This window comes from Cellulomonas humilata, assembly GCF_013359775.1.
Lineage (GTDB): Bacteria > Actinomycetota > Actinomycetes > Actinomycetales > Cellulomonadaceae > Cellulomonas > Cellulomonas humilata.
Genome location: NZ_JABMCI010000048.1, coordinates 13816 through 34870, shown reverse-complemented (window position 1 = coordinate 34870; position 21055 = coordinate 13816). Strand labels below are relative to the sequence as shown.

The following is a 21055-nucleotide window of genomic DNA, read 5'->3' as shown; positions in this document are numbered from 1 at the left end:
GTCAGCGCACCGAGTCCACGGCGGAGCCCAGGCGGTCCACGAACTCACGCAGGGTCTCGGGCGTGTGGTTGCCGTAGGCCAGCCGCAGGTGGTCGGCGAACTCGCGGCGGCCGCTGGACGCGAAGAACTCGCCCTGCTGGTAGGTGGCACCCCGCTCGGCGGCTGCGGCGTACAGGGCGACCGGGTCGATCGACGGGTCGGTGATCCGCGGCCAGAGGAAGAACCCGCCCTCGGGGCGCACCGACTCGATCAGCCCGCCGAGACGCTCGTCCAGGGCGTCCACGACGACGTCCGCGCGCTCGCGGTACAGGTCGCGGGCGCGGGTCAGGGTGCGGTCGAACCACTGCGGGTCGTGCGTGAGCAGGTCGATGACGATCCGCTGCTCGAGCGTCGAGGTGTGCGAGTCCTGGCGGTTGCGCAGGGTGACCAGCTGCTTCGCGATCCGCTCGGACGCCACCACCCAGCCGAGCCGCAGGCCCGGGCCGAGCGTCTTGGAGAACGTGTTGACGTGCACCACCTGGTCGGACGTGCTGAACACCCCGGCGTCGACGGCCTCGCCCCGGAACCGCAGCTCGCGGTACGGGTTGTCCGCGAAGATGACGAAGCCGTACCGCTCGGCCAGCTCCACCAGCCGCACCCGGTCCGCGGTCGAGAGCGTGCCCTGCGAGGGGTTGTGGAAGTCGGGCACCGTGTAGAGCGCGGTCGGGCGGGCGCCTGCGCGCAGCTTCTCCTCGAGCTCGTCGACGTCGAGGCCGGCCGGGCCGACGCGCACGGGCAGCGTGCGGCCGTCGGAGAGCTCGAGCGCCCGCAGGAACAGCGGGAAGATCGGGTTGTCGACGGCGACGAGGCCGCCGCGCTCGACCAGCGAGAGCACGGCCAGCGACAGGCCGTGGAACCCGCCGTTCGTGATGATCACGCGCGACGCCGGGACCCCCTCGCGCGCCGCGATCCACGACCGCAGCTCGTCGAGGCCCGCCGACTGGGAGTACTGGAACGCGGCCGGTCCGGAGCGAGTGCCCGTGAGCACCCGCTCGGTGGCGGCCAGCAGCTCGTGCACCGGCAGGGCGGTGTCGTCGGGGATCCCGCCGAGCAGCTCGATGTCGCCCTCTCGTCGGCGTCGCAGGCTCGCGTCGCCGAAGCCCTTGGGCTCGCTGAGCGCGCCGGCCAGGGTGGTGAAGCGTGCCAGGGGTGCCAGGAGGTCTGGTGTCGTCGTCATCGGTTCTGCCTTCCGGGAGGGGCCCGACCGCGGTGCTCGGACCGGCCGGAACGTAGGCAGGGTCCGGGGGACGGTCAACGGTCGTCCCGCGGTGTCTCACGGGTCGGACGCGTCGTCTCGCCCAGTGGTCCAGTCCGCGAGACGAACCCGGGAATCGTTGACTGGATCGGTCGGGATATCTAGGTTCCGACCCGTTCAGCAGTCGGCGCCCGCTCGAGGCGCTCTGCCCGGTCGGCGACGGAGGTGGTCATGGTGAGCAGCGCGCAGCTGGAGATCCGCACGGCCGCCTCGTCGACCGCGCCGCGACGCTGTCCGCGCTGAACCAGCGCCTCCCCGCACGCACCGCCCCGGTCTCTCCAGGGGCGTCCCCCCACGTACCCCCAGGAGCACACCCATGTCCCCCCACCGCCTGCGACGCCGACGGCCCGCCGCGCTCGCCTCCGCCGCACTGCTCGGCCTGCTGCTCTCCGCCTGCTCGGGCGGAGCCGCCGGCCCTGCGACCACGTCGTCCGCCAGCGCCGAGGTCGAGCCCGTGGCGGGGGGCACGTACATCCACGCCCTCGAGGCGGACCCGCTCGGCTGCCTCGACGCGCCGCAGCAGCGGTTCCACGTCGCCCTCAACATCACGCGCCAGCTGGCCGACTCGCTGGTGGACCAGGACCCGGAGACCGGCGAGATCGTCCCGTGGCTCGCCGAGAGCTGGGAGATCAGCGAGGACGCCAAGACGTTCACCTTCCACCTGGTCGAGGGCGCGACGTTCTCCGACGACCTGCCGATCGACGCCGCGGCGGTCAAGGCGAACCTGGACCGCATCGTCGCGCTCGGCCCGAAGGCCATCGGCGCCGGCCCGTGGATCCAGGGGTACGTGGGCACCACCGTCGTGGACCCGCAGACCGTGACGGTCGCGTTCGACCGGCCCAACGTGCAGTTCCTCCAGGCGCTGTCCGGGTCGTGGTTCGGGCTCATCTCGCCCGCTGACACCGGCAAGTCCCCCGAGGAGCTCTGCACCGGCACGTACGCCGGCTCCGGCCCGTTCACCCTGACCAGCTACACCAAGGACCAGGACGCCGTGCTCGCCAAGCGCGTCGGCTACGACTGGCCCTCCAGCCTGGCCGCGCACGACGGGGAGGCCTACCTCGACACCCTGCGGTTCACGTTCGTCCCCGAGGCCAGCGTCCGTTCCGGCTCGGTGACCAGCAACCAGGTGCAGTCGGTGTCGCTGGTCACCTGGCAGGACGAGGCGACGCTCACCGCCGCCGGCAGCACGCTGCTGACCGCGCACCAGCCGGGCCTGACCGAGAGCTGGATCCCGAACCAGCAGTCCTGGCTCGCCGACGACGAGCCCGTCCGGCAGGCGATCAGGTACGCGATCAACAGCCAGGAGATCGTCGACACGGTCTACGGCCCGACGTACGCGAGCCGGACCGCCCCGCTGAACTCCTCCACGCCCGGGTACACGGACCTCAGCGACGAGCTCGCGTTCGACCCGGACAAGGCCCGGCAGCTGATGGAGGACGACGGCTGGAAGGTCGGGGCCGACGGCATCCGCGAGAAGGACGGCACGCGCCTGACGCTCAACGTCATCGCGTCCTACACGGACCTCGAGATCATCCAGCAGCAGCTCAAGGACGTCGGCATCGACTACCCGATCCGCCAGCTCGACGCCGCGGCGTCCAGCAAGGCCGTCGCGGCGGGCGACTACGACATCTACGCGTGGACCATGACCCGGGCCGACCCGACGGTGCTCAACGCGCTGTACTCCTCGACCTGGACGTCGCTGGGCTACGCCAAGGCGAACCCCTCCGAGCTCGACGACCTGCTGGCCACGCAGGAGTCGACGGTCGACGCCACCGAGCGTGCGGCGGCCGCCGCGGCGGTGCAGGAGTACGTCGTGGACAACGCGTGGAACATCCCGATCGCCGACCGCGCGTGGACCTACGGCATCGGCCCGTCGTCGCACGGCCTGCGCCTCGACGGCGAGACCAAGCTGGTGTTCTACGACGCCTGGGTGCAGCAGTGAGCCTGATCGGCTACGCGGCGAGGCGGCTCGGACTGGCGGCCTTCGTCGTCTGGGCCGCCTTCACCACCACGTTCGCCATCCTCTACCTGCTGCCGTCCGACCCCATCCTCACCATGCTCAACCGCGGCGGCGAGGGCGCCAACGTCGATCCGGCCGCGGCGGCGGCACTGCGCGCCGAGTACGGCTTCGACAAGCCGGTGATCGTGCAGTACCTCACCCGGTTGGGTGCGGCGCTGCGCGGTGACCTGGGCCGGTCCATGCAGAACGGGCAGCCGGTGGTCACCACGATCGTCGACGCCCTCCCGCAGACCGCGGTGCTGGCGGCGACCGCGCTGGCCATCGCGGTGGTGGTCAGCTCGCTGCTCGCCTCGGCCGCGGTGCTCACCGGCTCCCGGGGGCTCCGGCACGCGCTGCTGTCGCTGCCCCCGCTGGGCGCGGCGATCCCGAGCTTCTGGCTGGGGCTCGTGCTGCTCCAGGTGTTCTCGTTCCGGCTCGGCTGGTTCCCGGCCACGGGCAACACCGGCTGGCAGTCGCTGGTCCTGCCGGCGGTCACGCTGGCGGTGCCGACCGCGGCGGTCCTCACCCAGGTGCTGGCCAAGAGCCTGGGGTCGACGTGGGAGCAGCCGTTCGTCGAGACCGCGCGGGCCAAGGGGCTGCCGCGCTCGACGGTCCACCTGCGGCACGTGGTCCGCAACGGGGCCATCCCCACGCTCACCATGGTCGCGATCATCATCGGCAACACCCTCGCGGGTGCCGTGGTGACCGAGACCGTCTTCTCGCGTGTCGGCGTCGGGCGCCTGACGCAGTCCGCGGTGATGTCCCAGGACATCCCGCTCGTGCAGGGCGTCGTCGTGCTCTCGGCGATCGTCTTCGTCGTCGTCAACCTCGCCGCCGACCTGGTCTACCCCGTCGTCGACCCCCGCATCGCGCGGGTGCCGGCGACGGTCTGAGGAGCACCCCGTGACCGACCTCGCCCTGCTCGCCCCGGCGGCGACCGAACCCGTCGTCGCCACCGCTCCCGTGCCGCCCCGGCGCCGGAGTCGGCGGCTCGCCCCCGGCCTCGTCCTCGCGCTCGTCGTCCTGGCGCTCGTGCTCGGCTGGGCGGTGCTGCCGTCGGTCTTCGCGCCGGCCGACCCCACGCAGGTCGTCGCGGCGGACCGCCTGCTGGCGCCCGGGCCGGGGCACGTCTTCGGCACCGACCAGCTGGGCCGCGACATCTACACGCGGGTGGTGCACGGCGCGGCGATCTCGTTGTCCGCCACGGCGCTGGCCGTGCTGATCGGTCTGGTGGTCGGGTCGCTGGTCGGCCTGCTGTCCGGGTTCGTGGGCGGACGGTTCGACGACGTGGTGATGCGGCTGGTCGACGTGCTGCTGGCCATCCCCGGGCTGCTCCTGGCCATGGCGATCGTCACGGCGCTCGGCTTCGGCACGCTCAAGGTCGCGCTCGCGGTGGGCATCTCCGCGGTCGCCGCGTTCGCCCGCCTGATCCGGGCCGACGTGGTGCGGGTCCGCGGTTCGGCGTACGTCGAGGCCGCGCGGGTGAGCGGGGTGCGCTGGTGGACCACGCTGCACCGGCACGTGCTGCCCAACTCGCTCGGGCCGGTGCTCGTGCTCGCTGCGCTCGAGCTGGGCAGCGCGGTCCTCGCGGTGTCCGCGCTGAGCTTCCTGGGCTACGGCGCCCCGCCGCCCGCGCCCGAGTGGGGCTCCCTGATCTCCGACGGCCGCAACTTCCTGGCCACCGCCTGGTGGCTCACCACGATGCCCGGCCTGGTGGTGATCGCCGTCGTGCTGGCGGCGAACCGCCTGAGCCGCGCGCTCGACCGCGAGGGGCGGACCCGATGAGCGAACCCGTCCTGCTGGTCGAGGGCCTCCACGTCACCTACCGCACCCGCCGCGACGACGTGCCCGCCGTACGGGGCGTCGACCTGCGCATCGACGCCGGCGAGGTCGTCGCCGTGGTCGGCGAGTCCGGCTCCGGCAAGAGCACGCTGGCGCACGCCGTGATCGGGCTGCTGCCCCGCGGGGGGTCGATCACCGGCGGTCGCGTGCTCCTGGGCGGGCAGGACGTGGCCGGCTGGTCCGAGAAGCAGCTCCAGCGCGTCCGCGGCAGGTCCGTCGGCCTGGTGCCGCAGGACCCGACCGTGTCGCTCAACCCGGTGAAGCGGATCGGCGAGCAGATCGCGGAGGTGCTGCGCCAGCACGGGCTCGCCGACCGGCGGACCGCCGCCGCGCAGGCCGTGCAGATCCTCGCCCGGTCCGGCATCCCCGACCCGGAGCTGCGGGCCCGGCAGTACCCGCACGAGCTGTCCGGCGGCATGCGGCAGCGCGTCCTCATCGGGATCGCGTTCGCGTGCAGCCCGCGCCTGGTGATCGCCGACGAGCCGACGTCGGCCCTCGACGTGACGGTGCAGCGCACCGTGCTGGACCACCTGGCCGAGGTCACGGCCGAGCACGGCACGTCCGTCCTGTTCATCACCCACGACCTCGGGGTGGCCGCCGAGCGCGCGGACCGGATCGTCGTCATGCAGCACGGTCTGGTGGTCGAGGAGGGACCGACCGCCCGGGTCCTCGACGCTCCGACGCACGCGTACACCCGGCAGCTGCTCGAGGCCGCCCCGTCGCTGCACGGCGCGCGTCTGGCGCCGCGCCGACCGGCCGTGGCCCCGTCCGGTCCGGCCGGGGACGTGCTGCGGCTGGAGCACGTGACCAAGGAGTTCCGCGTGGGGCGGGCGCCGTTCCGCGCGCTAGACGACGTCACGCTCGCGCTGCCGCGCGGGAGCACGCTCGGCGTCGTGGGGGAGTCCGGGTCCGGCAAGTCGACCCTCGCCCGCATCGCGCTGCGGCTGGTGGAGCCGACCAGCGGCACCGTGCGGATCGACGGCGAGGACGTCACGCACACCCGCGGGGCCCGACTGCGCGCGCTGCGTCGTCGCGTGCAGCTCGTCTACCAGAACCCCTATGCGTCCCTGGACCCTCGGCTGTCGGTGGAGCGGATCATCACCGAGCCCCTGCACGCGTTCGGCATCGGGGACCGGGCCGAACGGACGCGGCGCGCCCTGGAGCTGCTCGACCAGGTGGCGCTCCCGCGGACGGTCGCCGACCGTGGCGCCGCCGAGCTGTCGGGCGGCCAGCGTCAGCGCGTCGCCATCGCCCGCGCGCTCGCCCTGCGACCGGAGCTGCTGGTGCTGGACGAGCCCGTCTCGGCGCTGGACGTCTCGGTCCAGCGCCAGATCCTCCAGCTCCTGGTGGACCTCCAGGCCGAGCTGGGCCTGAGCTACCTGGTCATCTCGCACGATCTCGCGGTCGTGCGGCAGATCAGCGACACGGTGGCCGTGCTGCACCGGGGGCTGCTGGTGGAGCACGGACCGACCGCCGACCTGTTCGACCACCCGCAGGCCGAGCACACGCGCGCGCTCCTCGACGCGATCCCCGGAGCGCGGGTGGTCTAGCGGTCTACGCGCGCGCCGCCACCGCCCGCGAGCTTGAGCACGTCGGCGGTGGTGACCATCGTGGTGTCGCCGGGGGTGGTCATGGCCAGCGCCCCGTGCGCGGCGCCGTACTCGACGGCGGTCTGCAGCGGCTGCCCGTCGAGCAGGCCGTAGATGAGGCCCGACGCGAAGGAGTCCCCGCCGCCCACCCGGTCGAGGATCTCGAGCCGCTCGCGGTGGGTGGCCTGGACGACGCCCGTGGCGGGGGACCAGGCGAGGGCGCCCCAGTCGTTGACGGACGCCGACCGCACGGTGCGCATCGTCGTGCCGATCACTGCGAAGTTCGGGTACGCCGCTGCCGCGGTGGTGATCATGGCGGCGAACTTGTCCACCTCGAGCTCGGCGAGCGACGCGTCGCCGCCCTCGACCTCGAAGCCGAGCGAGGCGGTGAAGTCCTCCTCGTTGCCGATCATCACGTCGATGTACGGGGCGATCGCGCGGTTGACCTCCTGGGCCTTGGCCAGCCCACCGATCGCCTTCCAGAGGCTCGGCCGGTAGTTGAGGTCGTACGACACGACGGTGCCGTGGCGCTTCGCCGCGGTGACCGCCTCGATCACCGTCTCGGCGGCGCTGTCGGACAGGGCCGCGAAGATGCCGCCGGTGTGCAGCCAGCGCACCCCCAGCTCGCCGAACAGGTGGTCCCAGTCCACGTCGCCGGGCTTCATCTGGGACACCGCGGTGTGCCCGCGGTCGGAGACGCCGACGGCGCCGCGCACCCCGAAGCCGCGCTCGGTGAAGTTCAGGCCGTTGCGGACCTCGCGCCCGATCCCGTCGTACGGCACCCACTGGATGTACGAGGTGTCCAGGCCGCCGGTGAGGACGAGGTCCTCCACCAGGCGCCCGACCTCGTTGTCGGCGAGCGCGGTGACGATCGCGGTCCGCAGGCCGAACGCCCGGCGCAGGCCACGGGCGACGTTGTACTCGCCGCCGCCCTCCCACACCTGGAAGGAGCGCGACGTGCGGATGCGACCCTCACCGGGATCGAGCCGGAGCATGACCTCGCCGAGCGACACCGCGTCGTAGCGGCACTCGGAGGCGGGGCGGATCGTCAGGTCAGGAATGGCTGGTCCCCGTGGTCTGCGCCGCGAGGGCGACCGCGTCGGCGGTGAGCGCGGTGATGGCGGCGACGTCGCGGGCCGCGACGAGGGCGCGCGGGCACATCCACGAGCCACCGACCGCGACGACGCTCGGGAGGGCGAGGTACTCGGCGAGGTTCGCGGGCCCCACGCCGCCGGTCGGCACGACGCCGACGTGGCCGAACGGGGCGGCGAGCGCGGCGATCGCCTTGGCGCCGCCGGAGGTGCCCGCCGGGAAGAACTTGATGGTGGTCAGGCCGAGCTCGAGCGCGGCCTGGATCTCGGTCGCGGTCACGGCTCCGGGGAGCGCGAGCACCCCGAGCTCCTGGCAGCGCTCCACGACCGCGCGGCTCAGTCCGGGCGAGACGACATAGCTGGCACCGGCGGCGACGGCCAGGTCCACCTGGGCGACCGTGAGCACGGTGCCGGCCCCCACGAGGATGTCCCCGCGGCCTGCCATCACCCGGATGGACTCCTCGGCGGCGGCGGTGCGGAAGGTGACCTCGGCGACGGGCAGGCCGCCGGCGACCAGGGCACCGGCGAGCGCGTCGGCGTCGGCCGCGTCGTCGAGCACGACCACCGGCACCAGGCGCGCGGTTCGTAGGGCTGAGAGGACGTCCATGTCGAGACTCATTTCGTCGGTGGTGTGCTGCGGGGGAGTGCGGGTGCTCAGCGGGCCAGCCAGCCGCCGTCGACGGCGAGGACCTGACCGTGCACGTAGGAGGCGGCCGGGGAGGCCAGGAAGACGACGACGTTGCCGATGTCCTCCGGCTGCCCCCAGCGGCCCGCGGGGATACGCGCGGAGAGCTGCTCGAGGCGCGCCGGGTCGGCGAGCAGGGCCGCGTTCATCTCGGTGGCCATGTACCCGGGCGCGACCGCGTTGACGTTGACGCCCTTGCTCGACCACTCGTTGCACAGCGCCTTGGTCAGCTGCGCGACACCGCCCTTGCTCGCGGCGTAGGCGGCCACGGTCAGGCCGCCCTGAAAGCTCAGCAGGGACGCGAGGTTGACGATCTTGCCCTCTCCGCGCTCCAGCATGGGCCGGCCGAACAGCTGGCAGAGCTGGAACACCGCCCGCAGGTTCACGTCGATCACACGGTCCCAGGCGTCGAGCGGGAAGTCGACCGCGGGGTGGCGGTCCTGCGTCCCGGCGTTGTTGACCAGGATGTCCACCCGGTGCTCGGCGAGCACCTGCGCGGCGGTCGCCGCGACGGCGTCCGCGTCGGCCAGGTCGAGGGCGACGAAGTGCAGCTGTCGCCCGAGGGTCGCGGCCAGGTCGACCAGCTCGGCGGGCAGCGCGCTGCGACCGAAGACGATGACGTCGGCGCCCGCCTCCAGCAGGGCGGTCGAGATGCCGAGGCCGAGGCCGCGGCCGCCACCGGTGACGGCGGCCGTCCTGCCGTGCAGATCGAAGGGCGAGCTCATGAGTCGGCCTTTCCGGTCAGAGGGGTGACCAGGACCTTGAGGCAGTCCTGGCCGGTCGTGGCCGCATCGAGCGCGGCGGCGACGTCGTCGAGCGCGAACGCCCGGGTGGGGAAGTGCTCGAGTTCGAGCGCGTCCGTGGCGATGAGCTCGATCGCGCGGGTGACGTCGGCCGACGTGTAGACGCGCACGCCGACGACGGTCTGCTCCTTGAAGCAGATCGCCTGGAGGTCGATCGGGGTGGGCTGCTTGTAGACGCCGACGATCACGACCCGCCCGCGCACGCGGGTCACGGCGGCGACCTCGGCCGCCACGGTCGGGTGGGCGGCGGAGTCGAACGTGACGTCCGCGCCCTCGCCGTCGGTGAGCGGCGCCAGGGTCTCGGCCATCGTCGAGCCGGGGGCGACGACGGTGAAGCCGAGCCCGGCGGCCACGTCGCGACGCCACGCGCTCGGTTCGGTGATGACCACGTGGGCCGCACCGGCGTGCCGCGCGACGAGCGCGGTGAGCACGCCGATCGGGCCGGCACCGTAGACCGCGACGGTGTCGCCGGGTCGCAGGCCGGACAGGTCGACGGCGTGCACCGCGACCGCGAGCGGCTCGGCGAGCGTGGCCGTGCGGGGGTCGACGCCGTCGGGCACGGCGTGCAGGACCTCGGGCGGCAGCGCGACGTACTGCGCCATCGCGCCGGGTGCGTCGATGCCGTACAGGCCGAGCCGTCGGCAGACGTGGCTCAGCCCGTCCCGGCACGCCTTGCACTCGCCGCAGCTGATCAGCGGCTCGACGACGACCAGGGTGCCCGCCGGTGGACCGGTGGCCCCGGCCGTCTCGACCCAGCCGGACATCTCGTGCCCGAGGATCAGCGGCGCGGCCGCCCGCGGGTGCTTCCCGTGCAGGATGGACAGGTCGGTCCCGCACACCCCGTCGTAGGCGACCTTCACGAGTGCCCAGCCTTCGGGCACCTCGGGGACCGGGACCTGGGTGACCTCGACCGTGTCGGTGGCGAGCCAGCGGGCGGCGGCCATCGTGGCGGGGATCATGCGGCAACCCCGGACGTGCTGTTGCGGCCGGGGGCGCCGAGGACCTCGGGGTTGACGATGTCGCGGGGCGCGCGGCCCGCGCAGACGTCGAGCACGTTGGCGATCGTCCGGCGCTTGAGCTCGTCGTACGACTCCTCGGTGTACCAGGCCAGGTGCGGGGTGAGCACCACCGAGTCGAACGTGGTGAGCGGGTGCCCGGGGGGCAGCGGCTCGGTCTCGTGCACGTCGATCGCCGCACCGAGGATCGATCCCGTCCGCAGGGCCTCGACCAGCGCGTCGACGTCGACGACGCCCCCGCGGCTCGTGTTGACCAGGATGGCGTCCGACCGCATCGCGTCGAGCTGCGCCGCACCGATCAGGTGACGGGTGACCTCGGTGAGCGGGGTGTGCAACGAGACCACCTGGGCGCGCTCGAGCAGCTCGTCGAGACCCACCGAGGCGAACCCGTGGAACGACTCCGCGCCCGGGGTGGCCGCGATGTCGTAGCCGATCACCTCGTAGCCCAGACCGGCGGCCTTGCGTGCGGTGGCCGTGCCGATCAGGCCCATCCCGATCACCCCGAACACGCGGCCGCGGGTCTGGAAGAGCGGGCGGACGGCGGCCAGGTCGAACGCGCCGGCACGCAGGCCGCGGTCCAGCCGGGGGATGCCCCGGGCGGCGGCGAGAGCCAGGCCGATCGCGTGGTCGGAGACCGACTCCGTGCCGTAGTCGGGCACGTTGCACACGGCGATCCCGCGGGCGGTGGCTGCGGCGACGTCGACCGAGTCGACGCCGACGCCGTACCGGCCGACGACCCGCAGCCGGGGCAGCGAGTCCATGACCTCGGCGGTGATCTCCGCGTACTGCACGAGGATCGCGTCCGCGTCGGCCGCGTGGGTCACCAGCTCGGCGGACGTCCGCGACTGCCTGAGGACCAGCGCGGCACCCGCCGCGTCGGCGATGTCGTGCTCGGCCGCGAACGAGTCGTGGTCGCACTCCGTGATGACGATGCGGGGGCCGGTGACCGTCATCGGGCCAGCCATCCGCCGTCGACGGGAAGGGTGATGCCGTGGACGTAGTCCGCGGCGTGCGAGCACAGGAACAGCACGGCGCCGGCGATGTCGGCCGCCTCGGCCCAGCGCCCGGCCGGGATGCGGTCGAGGATCGCCTTGCTGCGCTCGGCGTCCGCGCGCAGGTCGGTGGTGTTGGCCGTGGCGACGTACCCGGGGGCGACCGCGTTGACGTTGACGCCCAGCGGCGCCCACTCGTTGGCCAGCGCCTTGGTCAGACCGGCCACCGCCGACTTGGAGGACGTGTACCCGGGCACGTTCACGCCGCCCTGGAAGCTGAGCAGCGAGGCGGTGTTGACGATCTTGCCGCCGCCGCGCGCGATCATCGACCGTCCGACCTCGCGGGACAGGATGAACGCCGAGCGCAGGTTCACGTCGACCACGTAGTCGAAGTCCTCGTCGGTGTGCTCGGCAGCGGGGGCGCGCCGGATGGTGCCGCCGTTGTTGACGAGGATGTCGACGTCCCGGCCGACCAGGTCGGCGGCGAGCGCGGTGACCTCCTCGCGCACCGAGAAGTCAGCACGCAGCGGGGTGAACTGCCGGCCGAGGTCCTCGACGACCGTCCGCGCCGCACTGTCCCCGTCCGGGAGGTCGTAGCTCACCGCGACGATGTCGGCACCGGCTCGCGCCAGCGACTCGACGATCGCGAGCCCGATGCCCTGGCTGCCTCCGGTGACGACCGCGAGCTTCCCCTCGAGGCTGAACAGGCTCTCCGTGTAGCTGGCGATCGTCATAGGGGTCGGGCTCCTTGGTGTGCGGGGATGTGCGGGACGGACTGGTGCCCGAGCGCGGCGGAGATCTTCGCCGCCGCGTCCGTGGCCATCGACGCCATGTCCTCGATCTGCTCGAGCGTGTGCTCGAGCAGCAGGGTCGACACGCTCACGCCGTACGCGACCCGGCCGGTGTGGTCCCGGACCGGTGCAGCGACGCACCCGAGGCCGGGGACGTTCTCCTCGCGGTCGAGGGCGTAGCCGACGCGACGGACGACGTCGATCTCGGCCTGGAGGGCCTCGAGCGTGGTGATCGTGTGCGGGGTGCGGGCGGGCAGGCCGGCCCGGGCGACGAACCGGGCGAGGTCCTCGTTCGACCGGTCGGCGAGCACGACCTTGCCGACGCCCGTCGAGTGCATCGGGACGGACAGGCCGACCCGGGAGGGCATCACGTACGGCTTGTCCGAGTCGGCGCGGATCAGGTAGACGATCTCGTCGCCGTTGACCGCGCCGAGGTGCACGGTGCAGTGCGTGGCGGCCACGAGGTCGTCGACGAACGGGCGGGCGATCGCCGAGATGTCGATGCGCTCGAGCGCCCGGCCGGCGAGCGACAGGATCTTCGGGCCCGGAAGGTAGCTGCCGTCCGGCGCGACGGCGATGAACTGCCGGTCGGTGAGCGTGCTGAGGATCCGGTGCGTCGTCGCCTTGGCCAGCCCGGTGGCGTGCACCACCTCGGTGAACCGCGAGTGGGTCAGAGCCGCCTCCAGCACCAGCAGCGTCTTCTCGCTCGCGCTCGCCGCTACGACGGTGCTGGTCTCGATCGTCGTCGTCACGTTCCTTCTCCTTCGTCGTCGTCGGTCGTCGTGCGTGCGGTCAGCGCAGGTCGGAGATCGCGAAGCCGTCCATGTCGTCGAAGGACTGGTTCTCCCCGGCCATGGCCCAGACGAACGCGTAGCTCGCGCTGCCGACGCCCGAGTGCACGGACCAGCTGGGGGAGATCACGGCCTCGCGGTCGCCCACCACCAGGTGCCGGCTCTCTGTCGGCTCGCCCATGAGGTGGATGACGCGCGCGTCGGCCGGCAGGTCGAAGTACAGGTAGCACTCGGTCCGGCGGTCGTGCGTGTGCGCCGGCATCGTGTTCCACATGGAGCCGGGGTGCAGCCGGGTGACCCCCATGACCACCTGGCAGCTGCGGACGCCCTGCTCGTGGATGTACTGGTTGAGGGTGCGTCGGTTCGAGGTCAGGGCGTCGCCGAGCTCGCGCTGGGTGCCCTGGCCGGCCTCGACGAGCGTGGTCGGGTAGGCGGTGTGGGCGGGCGCCGAGATCAGGTAGAAGCTCGCGGCGCCGTCGTCGCCGTCGGCGTCCGTCGCGGCGAACGACACGACCTGCGCACCTCGGCCGACGTACAGGCACGAGCCCTTGGTGAGCACGTGCTCGACGCCGTCCACCGTGACCGTGCCCGTGCCGCCGACGTTGACGATGCCGGCCTCGCGGTGGTCGAAGAAGTGCTCGCTGCGGATCTCCGGGAACGTGCCGAGCTCGAGCGGGGTGCCGACCGGGCTGATGCCCGCGAGCACGACGCGGTCGTGGTGGGTGTAGACGGCCCGCACCTCGCCGGGAGCGAACAGGTCCTGGACCAGGTACCGCCTGCGGAGCTCGGCGGTGTCCATCCCGGGAACGTTGTCCGGGCTCGTGGCGTATCGCTGGTCCATGGGGGCCTCCTGGGGAGTTCGGGTGGGGGGTGGTGCGCCGCGCCGGGTGCGGGTGGTCGACCTGCACCCGGCGCGGGTGGGGCTACGCGTCCTCTTCGATCAGCAGGTCGCGGTCGACCGTCTCGGGGGCGTACAGGGTGGTGACGAAGGTGATGCCCATGATCACGACCATGTAGACCGCGACGGGCCACCAGGACCCGGTCGCCCACGTGATGAGCGCCGCGCAGATGAACGGGGCGAGGCCGCCGCCGAACACGGAGGAGAACTCGCGCCCGAGGGCGACACCGGCGTAGCGGTAGCGGGAGCCGAAGAGCTCGGGGAAGTACGCGGCCTGGACCCCGACGGTGCCCTGCGAGGCGATCATGAACCCGACGACGATGACCAGGCAGATCAGGACGAGGTTGCCGGTGTTGAGGATGAGGAACGCCGGGACCGCGAAGAGCATGAGGAACCCGGTGACGATCAGGTACATCCGCTTGCGGCCGAACTTGTCGGACAGGATGCCGAACAGGACGGCGGACACGCAGGCGCACAAGGCGCCGATGAGCAGGAACTTCGGGATGAGCTTCGAGTCGACGTCGAGGTAGTTGATCAGGTAGGCGCCGATGAACACCTGGTAGATGTACGAGTGCGAGTTCGCGCCGACGTTCATGAAGAACACGCGGGCGAGGTGCTTCTTGCCGTGCTTCCACACGTCGGCGACGGGCGAGACCTTCGTGGCCTCGATGGCACCCTCGGCCTTGAGCTCCTCGAAGACCGGGGACTCCTTGACCTTGCGACGGATGACCCAGGCCGCGATGGTGACGAAGATCGAGCTGAAGAAGACGAGGCGCCAGCCGTAGGACAGCAGGGCCTCCTCCGGCATCATCTGCACGAGGATCCAGACGACGGCGCCCATGGCGGCACCGGCGGCCGCGCCCACGAAGACGAGCGAGGAGAACCGCCCACGCTTGCCCTTCGGTGCGGTCTCCGTCAGCAGCACGATGCCGCTGGCCTGCTCGGCGCCCGCGCCGAAGCCCTGGAGGAACCGGGCCATCAGCAGCAGGATCGGCGACCAGATGCCGACCATGGCGTAGGTGGGCAGCAGGCCGATGACGAACGTCGCCGTCCCCATGAGGAACAGGGTGGCGACCATGACGAACTTGCGGCCGAGCCGGTCGCCGAACTTGGAGAAGAACATCCCGCCGAGCGGTCGGGCACCGAAGCCGACGAACAGCACGCCGAACGACGCGAGCATGCCGGAGATCGGGTCCATGTCGGAGAAGAAGATCTTGCTGAAGATGATCGCCGACGCGGTGCCGAAGATCGTGAAGTCGAAGTTCTCGAGCGCGGTTCCGATCCCGCCGGCCCACGCTGCCCGTCGCAGGTTCTTGTGGTCGACGGGGGGAAGTGCGCCGCCCGCGAGGGCGGGTGGTGGAAGGACGATGTTTCCGGTCACAGGACACCTGTCTCGTGGGAGCTCGCGTCGCCGTGCCGTCATCGGCCGGGCGGGAGACTCGGGGAACGGGCGGGGTGCCCGCTGTCGCGCAGATCGAGACGGCCTTGTCTCGCCTGGTGCTGGAACTCCTTGTTCGGCTCAGGGGTGAGCAGGGTCCCGGGGGGTCCTCGGTGGAGGCTCGGGCACTGGGTGCTGCGCGGTACCGGACTGCGTTCTGTATGGAACTGAGTTCCGGTACACGGAACAACCTAGGCGGATCCGCCGCCCGCGGCAGGGGACAAAGGTCCCTTCTGCGCGGATCGGACCGCAGCGACCTCAGCGGTCCCGCCAGGTGAGACGCATCGGTTCGCCCATTGACCGCCACCGGAGCCGTCCGTACGTTCCGGCGTGTCTTCAGCGCTGCCGTAAGACTCGGCTGGCAGCGCAGCGGTCCTCGCCCGTCGGCGAGCCGTTCCGAGCAGACCGGGGCCGCACCCGTGTGCCGCCCCGCGCCGTCCCACCCGGAGGTGTGTCATGACGACACCCATCACTGCTCAGGTCGCCCTCGGCCGCACCACCCCGGTGCTGGTCGCCTGCTGTCGCGCCTGACCGCTGATCCTCCGCCGGTCGTCGACCGGCTTCTGCCCCACGCGCAGACCTCTCCGGCCTGATCCGGCCGCCCTCGCCCCGACAGGCATGCCTTCGGGTACCTGTCTCTTTACCCAAGGACCTCGCCATGGCCCTCGCCCATGCCCCCGCACGCCTCCGTCCACCCGACCCGGCCGGTCTCGTCGTCCGGCTGCGCGCCTTCCGGCTGCCCCTCAGCGGCCGGTACGTCGGCGGTCGTGTCCTCACCGGCCTGCTCGCCGTGTGGGGTGCGGTCACCCTCGTCTTCTTCGCGCTCTACTCCACCGGCAACCCCGCTCTGCTGCTCGTCGCGCCCGACGCCCCGCCGGAGGAGGCCGCACGCCTCACCGCGCTCATGGGGTTCGACCAGCCCGTACCCGTGCAGTACCTGAAGTTCCTCCAGGGCCTGCTCACGGGCAGCTTCCCCGACTCGATCCGCTACGGCTCGGACCCGGTCGCGGTCGCGCTGGGTCGGCTCCCCGCCAGCCTCGAGCTCGGCCTCGCCGGCCTGACCGCGGGCGTCCTCGTCGGCGGCACGATCGGGTACCTGTCGGCCACCGGGCGCTCCGCCTGGGTGCGGCGCGTGCCGCTCAGCGCCGCCGTCGGGCTGGACGCCATCCCGACCTTCTTCTTCGGCATCCTCGCCACCCTGGTGTTCGCGGTGTGGCTCGGCTGGTTCCCGGCCACCGGTGGCCGCGGCCTCGCCGGCGTCGTGCTCCCCGCGCTGACCCTCGCCGTGGCGTTCGTGCCGGCGGTCGCCCGCGTGTTCCGCACTGCTCTGGTCGACGTCCTCCAGGCCGACCACGTGCGCACCGCCCGGGCCAAGGGCATCTCGCACGGCGCCGTCGTCCGGCGCCACGTCGTGGGCAACTCGCTGGGCACCACGCTGAACGTGGTGGGCATCCAGGCCGGGGTGCTGCTGGGCGGTGCCGTCGTCACGGAGTCGATCTTCGGCTGGCCCGGCATCGGGCAGCTGTCCATCAACGCGGTGCAGAACCGCGACTACCCCCTGGTCATCGTCTGCGTCCTGGTGATCTCCGTCGGGTTCGTGGTCATCAACCTGCTGGTCGACCTCCTGGCCGCCCTCATCGAACCGAGGCTCCGCTCATGACCGCCGAGATCGCCGGACTCCTCGCCGCGAGCGACGCCGCCCACGACACCCGGCGCGCGCGCCGCACGATCGGCCCGGCCGGTATCGCCGGTGCCGTCGCGCTCGCCGTCGTCGTCCTGGTCACCGCGGCGGCGCCGTGGCTGGTCGGGGACCCGCTCGAGCAGGACTTCCTCGCCATCCTCCAGCCGCCGTCGCCCACCCACTTGTTCGGCACCGACGAGCTCGGCCGGGACATCCTCACGCGCGTCGTCCACGGGGGTCGGTCCGCTCTGGTCATCACCGTGGTCCCGGGACTGGTCGCCTCCGTCGCGGGGCTGGCGCTCGCGGTCCTCGGCGCCCTGCTCGGCGGTGCGGTGGACGCGATCGGCGGTCGGCTCGCGGACGTCCAGCTGGCGGTGCCGACCATCGTGCTCGCGATCGTCATCCTCTCGTTCGTCGGCAACTCGTTCGTGCCACTGGTCGTCGTGCTGGTGCTCGGGTCCTGGGTGCTCACGTTCCGGGTCATCCGGGGCCACGCCCGGGCGGTCGTGCGGCAGCCGTACATCGAGGCCGCGCGTGTCGCGGGCGCGGGCCGCGGCGCCATCGCCTGGCGGCACCTGCTGCCGAGCGTGCTGCCCCTGTTCTTCGTCGCGTTCACCCTGAGCGCGTCGGCCATCCTCCTGCTCGAGTCGAGCCTGGGCTTCCTCGGCTTGGGCATCCAGCCGCCCCAGCCGGACTGGGGCGCCATGGTCGCCGCCGGGCAGGCGCGCCTGTCCACCGCCTGGTGGCTGGCGATCTTCCCCGGTCTCGCACTGATCCTCACGATCGTCGCCCTCCAGCTGCTCGGCGACGGTCTGGCCGAGCGGTTCGGCACTGGCCGCGCCGGAACCAAAGGAGCACCCCGATGAGCCTCAGCCTCGACACCGCACTCCTCGACGCCCCACCCCTGAGCCCGGTCGCGCTCGCGGTCCGCGGGCTCGAGGTCGGGCTCAGGGGCAGGACGGACCTGCTCGTGCACGGCGTCGACCTCGAGGTCCGCGAGGGCGAGACCGTCGGGATCGTGGGGGAGTCGGGCTCCGGGAAGACCCTCACCGCGCTGGCCGTCGCCGGGCTGCTGCCCTGGGGCATCGAGGTGCGCGGCGGCGAGGTGGAGGTGGCCGGCCGGTCGGTCCTCGACCTCCCGGAGAAGCCCGCGCGTCAGCACCTGGCCGACCACCTCGGGGTCGTGTTCCAGAACCCCACCCCGTCGCTCAACCCCCGGCTGCGCATCGCCACGCAGGTGGCCGAGGCGCTGCCGGCGGGCACGGACCGGCGCGAGGTGCGCGAGCGGGCGGCGGACCTGCTGCGGCTGGTCGGGATCGACGACGTGCACAAGACCTTGCACGCGTTCCCGCACGAGCTGTCCGGCGGGCTCAACCAGCGTGTCGTCATCGCGCTGGCGCTCGCCCGGTCGCCGCGGCTGCTCGTGGCCGACGAGCCGACCACCGCGCTCGACGTGTCGGTGCAGGCGCAGGTGCTCGACCTGCTCGACGACCTGCGGGAGAGGCTCGGCCTCGGCGTGCTGCTGGTCAGTCACGACATCGGGGTGATCGCCGACCGTGCCGACCGCGTGCACGTCATGTCGGCAGGCCGCGTCGTCGAGTCCGGGCCGACCACGGACGTGCTGGGCGACCCGCAGCACGAGTACACCCGCCGCCTGCTGGCCGCCGTGCCGAGCCGGCTCGTGCGCGGACGCACCCCGGAGCCGCCGCCGACCGAGGTGCCGCAGGTGAGTGTGCGCGAGCTGCGGCGGGCGTTCGCCGTGCGCGGCGCCCACGGCCGGCGCCGGCACGTGGCGCTCGACGGGGTGGACCTGGAGGTCCGCCGCGGGCAGGCGCTCGGGATCGTGGGGGAGTCGGGGTCGGGCAAGACCACCCTGGCCCGCATCCTCGTCGGGCTGGAGACCGCCGACAGCGGCTCCGTGGAGTTCGAGGGCACGGACCTGCGCCGGTTCGACCGCACGCAGCGCACCCGCTGGCGCCGCGAGGTGCAGTACGTGTTCCAGGACCCGTACTCGTCGCTCGACCCGCGGCTCACGGTCGGCCAGACCCTGCGCGAGCCGCTGGAGCTCAACCACGTCGACATCGCACGGCGGGACGTGTCCCGACGGATCGACTCGCTGCTCGACGAGGTCGAGCTGCCGCGGGACTTCCGCGACCGGCTGCCGAGCGAGCTCTCGGGTGGCCAGCGCCAACGCGTCGGCATCGCGCGCGCCCTGGCCAGCGACCCGTCGCTGGTGGTCGCCGACGAGCCGGTCTCCGCGCTGGACCTGTCCGTGCAGGCCCGGATCCTCCAGCTCCTCGCACGGCTGCGCGCCGAGCGGGGCCTGACCTACCTGTTCATCTCCCACGACCTCGGCGTCGTCCGCTACCTGTGCGACGACGTCGTGGTGCTCAAGGACGGCTCCGTCGTCGAGCGCGGCCGCACCGACGCCGTGCTGGAGCGCCCCCAGCACCCCTACACCCAGGCGCTCGTCGCCGCCGTCCCCGGACGGTCCTTCGCATGACCACCCCTCCCGACCGGCTGCCTGCCGGTCCGACCCGAAAGCAGGATCCTGTGTCCACCCCGTCCCCCCTCCGTCGGCGACGCCTCGTCCCGACCCTCCTCGCCGCCGTCCTCGCGCTCTCGGCGCTCGCGGCCTGCTCCGACGCCGCCGCGCCGGCCGACCCCGCCGCGTCGCAGTCCTCCGACGCCCCGCTGCCCGAGGTCGGCGACACGCTGCGGCTGGTCCTGTCGCGCCAGCTGACCAGCGTGAACCCGCACAAGGGCGGCTCGCCGGACAGCCAGGGCGCCGTGGTCGGCTCCGTGTACGAGGCGCTGACCTCCGTCTCGCCGTCCACCGAGGTGGTCCCGTCTCTGGCCACGTCGTGGGAGCAGCTCTCCGACCTCGAGTGGTCGTTCACCATCCGGACGGACGCCGTGTTCTCCGACGGCACGCCGCTGACCGCCGACACGATCGTCTGGAACTTCCAGCAGCTGCTCGACCCGGCCTACAAGGGAACCACCGGCGCCCCGCTGCGCAAGTTCGTCGGCTCGGTCACGTCGCCGGACCCGACGACCGTGCTCTTCCACCTGACCGCCCCGGCGCTGGACCTGCCCGGACGGTTGTGGAGCTCGTGGATCATCGACCCGACGTTCGCGCAGGGCCACAACATCGACACCGAGTCCCTCGGCAGCGGCCCGTACAAGATCGACTCCCTCGACCTGGAGAACGGCGCCGAGCTCTCGCTCAACCCGTACTACGCGGGCCCGAAGCCGGCGTTCGAGACGGTCAGGTACACGGTGCTGGCGTCGGAAGCCCAGCGCGTCGCGGCCCTCCAGGCCGAGGAGGCGGACATCGCGCTGAACGTGGAGCCGCTCAGCCTCGACCAGTTCGAGGACTCCGACACCTACGACACGATCCTGGGCGTCGGCCCGCAGCCGCTCGTCCTGGCGATCAACGAGGAGAAGGCCGGCACGCCGCTGGCCGACGTGCGCGTCCGGCAGGCGCTGAACTACGCGACCGACAAGAAGACGATCATCACGGGCCTCTTCCACGACGCCGTCGAGCCCCTGCCCGGTCAGGTGACCTTCGAGCCGTACCAGACCGAGGTCGAGGACGTGGAGGCCTACCCGTACGACCCGAAGAAGGCGAAGCAGCTGCTGGTCGACGCGGGCTACGCCGACGGCATCACGCTCGAGGTCGACGTGCCGTCCGGCACCTACGTCTCGGCGGACCTGGCGTCGCAGGCGATCAAGGCCCAGTGGGCCGAGGTCGGCGTGGAGCTGACGATCACGCAGACGCCGTTCCCGGCGTGGCTGGAGCGCCAGTACGGCGACAGCCAGGCGGGGGCGGACCTCGTCTACATCATGTGGGGCGGCCAGTACCGCGACGGGTTCGCGCTGTTCGACCCGTTCACCTCCGACCACATCCAGAGCGACGTGGTGGCCCCCGAGTTCGACGCGCTGGTGCGCCAGCTCCAGGCAGCCACCGACAAGGACGTCCAGGCGGACCTCGTCGCGCAGGCGGTGGAGAGCTACCGAGAGGACGCCCACACGGTCTTCCTCTACCCGTCCCCGTTCACGGCGGCGATCTCCCGCGGAGTCACGTGGGAGCCGCGTCCGTCTCGGTACCTCTACGCCCAGGAAGTCGGCCGGGCGTGACCCTC

Annotated in this window: 18 protein-coding genes; 8 read left to right on the top strand and 10 right to left on the bottom strand. The window is 72.5% G+C overall.

The features are described from left to right. Position 1: 1 nt before the first annotated feature. On the bottom strand, positions 2-1216 hold the full coding sequence (locus HP550_RS04080; protein WP_175346323.1) for an aminotransferase-like domain-containing protein: 1215 nt from the start codon (positions 1214-1216) through the stop codon (positions 2-4). A gap of 394 nt (positions 1217-1610) precedes the next feature. Between HP550_RS04080 and HP550_RS04075 the strand changes: the two genes are divergently transcribed. From HP550_RS04075 to HP550_RS04060, 4 genes are read left to right on the top strand one after another with little or no spacing between them, the layout of a single operon-like run. Beyond that, positions 1611-3236 (top strand): ABC transporter substrate-binding protein, encoded by a 1626-nt coding sequence (locus HP550_RS04075; protein ID WP_175346322.1) that lies wholly within the window; start codon positions 1611-1613, stop codon positions 3234-3236. Continuing rightward, complete coding sequence (locus tag HP550_RS04070; protein ID WP_343047968.1) at positions 3233-4186, top strand: ABC transporter permease; 954 nt, start codon at positions 3233-3235, stop codon at positions 4184-4186. Before HP550_RS04075 ends, HP550_RS04070 begins: the two co-directional genes overlap by 4 nt. Positions 4187-4196: 10 nt before the next feature. Beyond that, the gene (locus HP550_RS04065) at positions 4197-5078 is read left to right on the top strand and encodes an ABC transporter permease (RefSeq protein WP_175346321.1); all 882 of its coding nucleotides are present in this window, start codon (positions 4197-4199) and stop codon (positions 5076-5078) included. Further along, positions 5075-6685: a dipeptide ABC transporter ATP-binding protein gene (locus HP550_RS04060; RefSeq protein ID WP_175346320.1), complete on the top strand. Its 1611-nt coding sequence runs from the start codon at positions 5075-5077 to the stop codon at positions 6683-6685. Before HP550_RS04065 ends, HP550_RS04060 begins: the two co-directional genes overlap by 4 nt. Here the strand turns inward: HP550_RS04060 and HP550_RS04055 are convergent. From HP550_RS04055 to HP550_RS04015, 9 genes are all read right to left on the bottom strand, one after another. Further along, entirely contained in the window at positions 6682-7785 is a 1104-nt protein-coding gene (locus HP550_RS04055) for a PfkB family carbohydrate kinase (protein ID WP_175346359.1), read from the bottom strand. The two genes, HP550_RS04060 and HP550_RS04055, sit on opposite strands and share 4 nt — an antisense overlap. Further along, positions 7778-8422, bottom strand: a complete 645-nt coding sequence (gene eda / locus HP550_RS04050; protein ID WP_425484416.1) for a bifunctional 4-hydroxy-2-oxoglutarate aldolase/2-dehydro-3-deoxy-phosphogluconate aldolase — start codon at positions 8420-8422, stop codon at positions 7778-7780. The genes HP550_RS04055 and eda overlap by 8 nt, the downstream gene beginning before the upstream one ends. 47 nt (positions 8423-8469) lie before the next feature. Continuing rightward, positions 8470-9225 (bottom strand): glucose 1-dehydrogenase, encoded by a 756-nt coding sequence (locus HP550_RS04045; RefSeq protein ID WP_175346318.1) that lies wholly within the window; start codon positions 9223-9225, stop codon positions 8470-8472. Then, positions 9222-10262 carry a zinc-dependent alcohol dehydrogenase gene (locus HP550_RS04040; RefSeq protein WP_175346317.1) on the bottom strand — a complete coding sequence of 347 codons (1041 nt, stop codon included), beginning with the start codon at positions 10260-10262 and terminating at the stop codon, positions 9222-9224. The genes HP550_RS04045 and HP550_RS04040 overlap by 4 nt, the downstream gene beginning before the upstream one ends. Continuing rightward, a complete protein-coding gene (locus HP550_RS04035) occupies positions 10259-11272 on the bottom strand; it encodes a C-terminal binding protein (protein WP_175346316.1) in 1014 nt (337 codons plus the stop codon). Before HP550_RS04035 ends, HP550_RS04040 begins: the two co-directional genes overlap by 4 nt. Beyond that, complete coding sequence (locus tag HP550_RS04030) at positions 11269-12045, bottom strand: SDR family oxidoreductase (protein WP_175346315.1); 777 nt, start codon at positions 12043-12045, stop codon at positions 11269-11271. Before HP550_RS04030 ends, HP550_RS04035 begins: the two co-directional genes overlap by 4 nt. After that, positions 12042-12854, bottom strand: a complete 813-nt coding sequence (locus tag HP550_RS04025; protein WP_175346314.1) for an IclR family transcriptional regulator domain-containing protein — start codon at positions 12852-12854, stop codon at positions 12042-12044. The genes HP550_RS04030 and HP550_RS04025 overlap by 4 nt, the downstream gene beginning before the upstream one ends. Positions 12855-12894: 40 nt before the next feature. Then, on the bottom strand, positions 12895-13734 hold the full coding sequence (gene kduI / locus HP550_RS04020) for a 5-dehydro-4-deoxy-D-glucuronate isomerase (RefSeq protein ID WP_175346313.1): 840 nt from the start codon (positions 13732-13734) through the stop codon (positions 12895-12897). 82 nt (positions 13735-13816) lie between these two features. Continuing rightward, positions 13817-15172: an MFS transporter gene (locus HP550_RS04015; protein ID WP_210767639.1), complete on the bottom strand. Its 1356-nt coding sequence runs from the start codon at positions 15170-15172 to the stop codon at positions 13817-13819. Positions 15173-15887: 715 nt separating this feature from the next. Between HP550_RS04015 and HP550_RS04010 the strand changes: the two genes are divergently transcribed. Genes HP550_RS04010 through HP550_RS03995 form a run of 4 tightly spaced genes read left to right on the top strand, consistent with a single transcriptional unit; the run spans position 15888 to position 21050 of the window. Next, complete coding sequence (locus tag HP550_RS04010) at positions 15888-16889, top strand: ABC transporter permease (protein WP_175346311.1); 1002 nt, start codon at positions 15888-15890, stop codon at positions 16887-16889. Continuing rightward, on the top strand, positions 16886-17776 hold the full coding sequence (locus HP550_RS04005) for an ABC transporter permease (protein WP_175346310.1): 891 nt from the start codon (positions 16886-16888) through the stop codon (positions 17774-17776). The genes HP550_RS04010 and HP550_RS04005 overlap by 4 nt, the downstream gene beginning before the upstream one ends. Beyond that, positions 17773-19413: a dipeptide ABC transporter ATP-binding protein gene (locus tag HP550_RS04000; protein ID WP_175346309.1), complete on the top strand. Its 1641-nt coding sequence runs from the start codon at positions 17773-17775 to the stop codon at positions 19411-19413. The genes HP550_RS04005 and HP550_RS04000 overlap by 4 nt, the downstream gene beginning before the upstream one ends. Continuing rightward, positions 19410-21050 carry an ABC transporter substrate-binding protein gene (locus HP550_RS03995; RefSeq protein ID WP_210767638.1) on the top strand — a complete coding sequence of 547 codons (1641 nt, stop codon included), beginning with the start codon at positions 19410-19412 and terminating at the stop codon, positions 21048-21050. The genes HP550_RS04000 and HP550_RS03995 overlap by 4 nt, the downstream gene beginning before the upstream one ends. The last annotated feature ends 5 nt before the right edge of the window (positions 21051-21055 follow it).

Coding starts and splice junctions, on each gene's coding strand:
- eda (WP_425484416.1), bottom strand. CDS start 8,422: ATGGACGTCCTCTCAGCCCTACGAACCGCGCGCCTGGTGCCGGTGGTC.
- HP550_RS04000 (WP_175346309.1), top strand. CDS start 17,773: ATGAGCCTCAGCCTCGACACCGCACTCCTCGACGCCCCACCCCTGAGC.
- HP550_RS04080 (WP_175346323.1), bottom strand. CDS start 1,216: ATGACGACGACACCAGACCTCCTGGCACCCCTGGCACGCTTCACCACC.
- HP550_RS04005 (WP_175346310.1), top strand. CDS start 16,886: ATGACCGCCGAGATCGCCGGACTCCTCGCCGCGAGCGACGCCGCCCAC.
- HP550_RS04030 (WP_175346315.1), bottom strand. CDS start 12,045: ATGACGATCGCCAGCTACACGGAGAGCCTGTTCAGCCTCGAGGGGAAG.
- HP550_RS04035 (WP_175346316.1), bottom strand. CDS start 11,272: ATGACGGTCACCGGCCCCCGCATCGTCATCACGGAGTGCGACCACGAC.
- HP550_RS03995 (WP_210767638.1), top strand. CDS start 19,410: ATGACCACCCCTCCCGACCGGCTGCCTGCCGGTCCGACCCGAAAGCAG.
- kduI (WP_175346313.1), bottom strand. CDS start 13,734: ATGGACCAGCGATACGCCACGAGCCCGGACAACGTTCCCGGGATGGAC.
- HP550_RS04040 (WP_175346317.1), bottom strand. CDS start 10,262: ATGATCCCCGCCACGATGGCCGCCGCCCGCTGGCTCGCCACCGACACG.
- HP550_RS04075 (WP_175346322.1), top strand. CDS start 1,611: ATGTCCCCCCACCGCCTGCGACGCCGACGGCCCGCCGCGCTCGCCTCC.
- HP550_RS04045 (WP_175346318.1), bottom strand. CDS start 9,225: ATGAGCTCGCCCTTCGATCTGCACGGCAGGACGGCCGCCGTCACCGGT.
- HP550_RS04010 (WP_175346311.1), top strand. CDS start 15,888: ATGGCCCTCGCCCATGCCCCCGCACGCCTCCGTCCACCCGACCCGGCC.
- HP550_RS04060 (WP_175346320.1), top strand. CDS start 5,075: ATGAGCGAACCCGTCCTGCTGGTCGAGGGCCTCCACGTCACCTACCGC.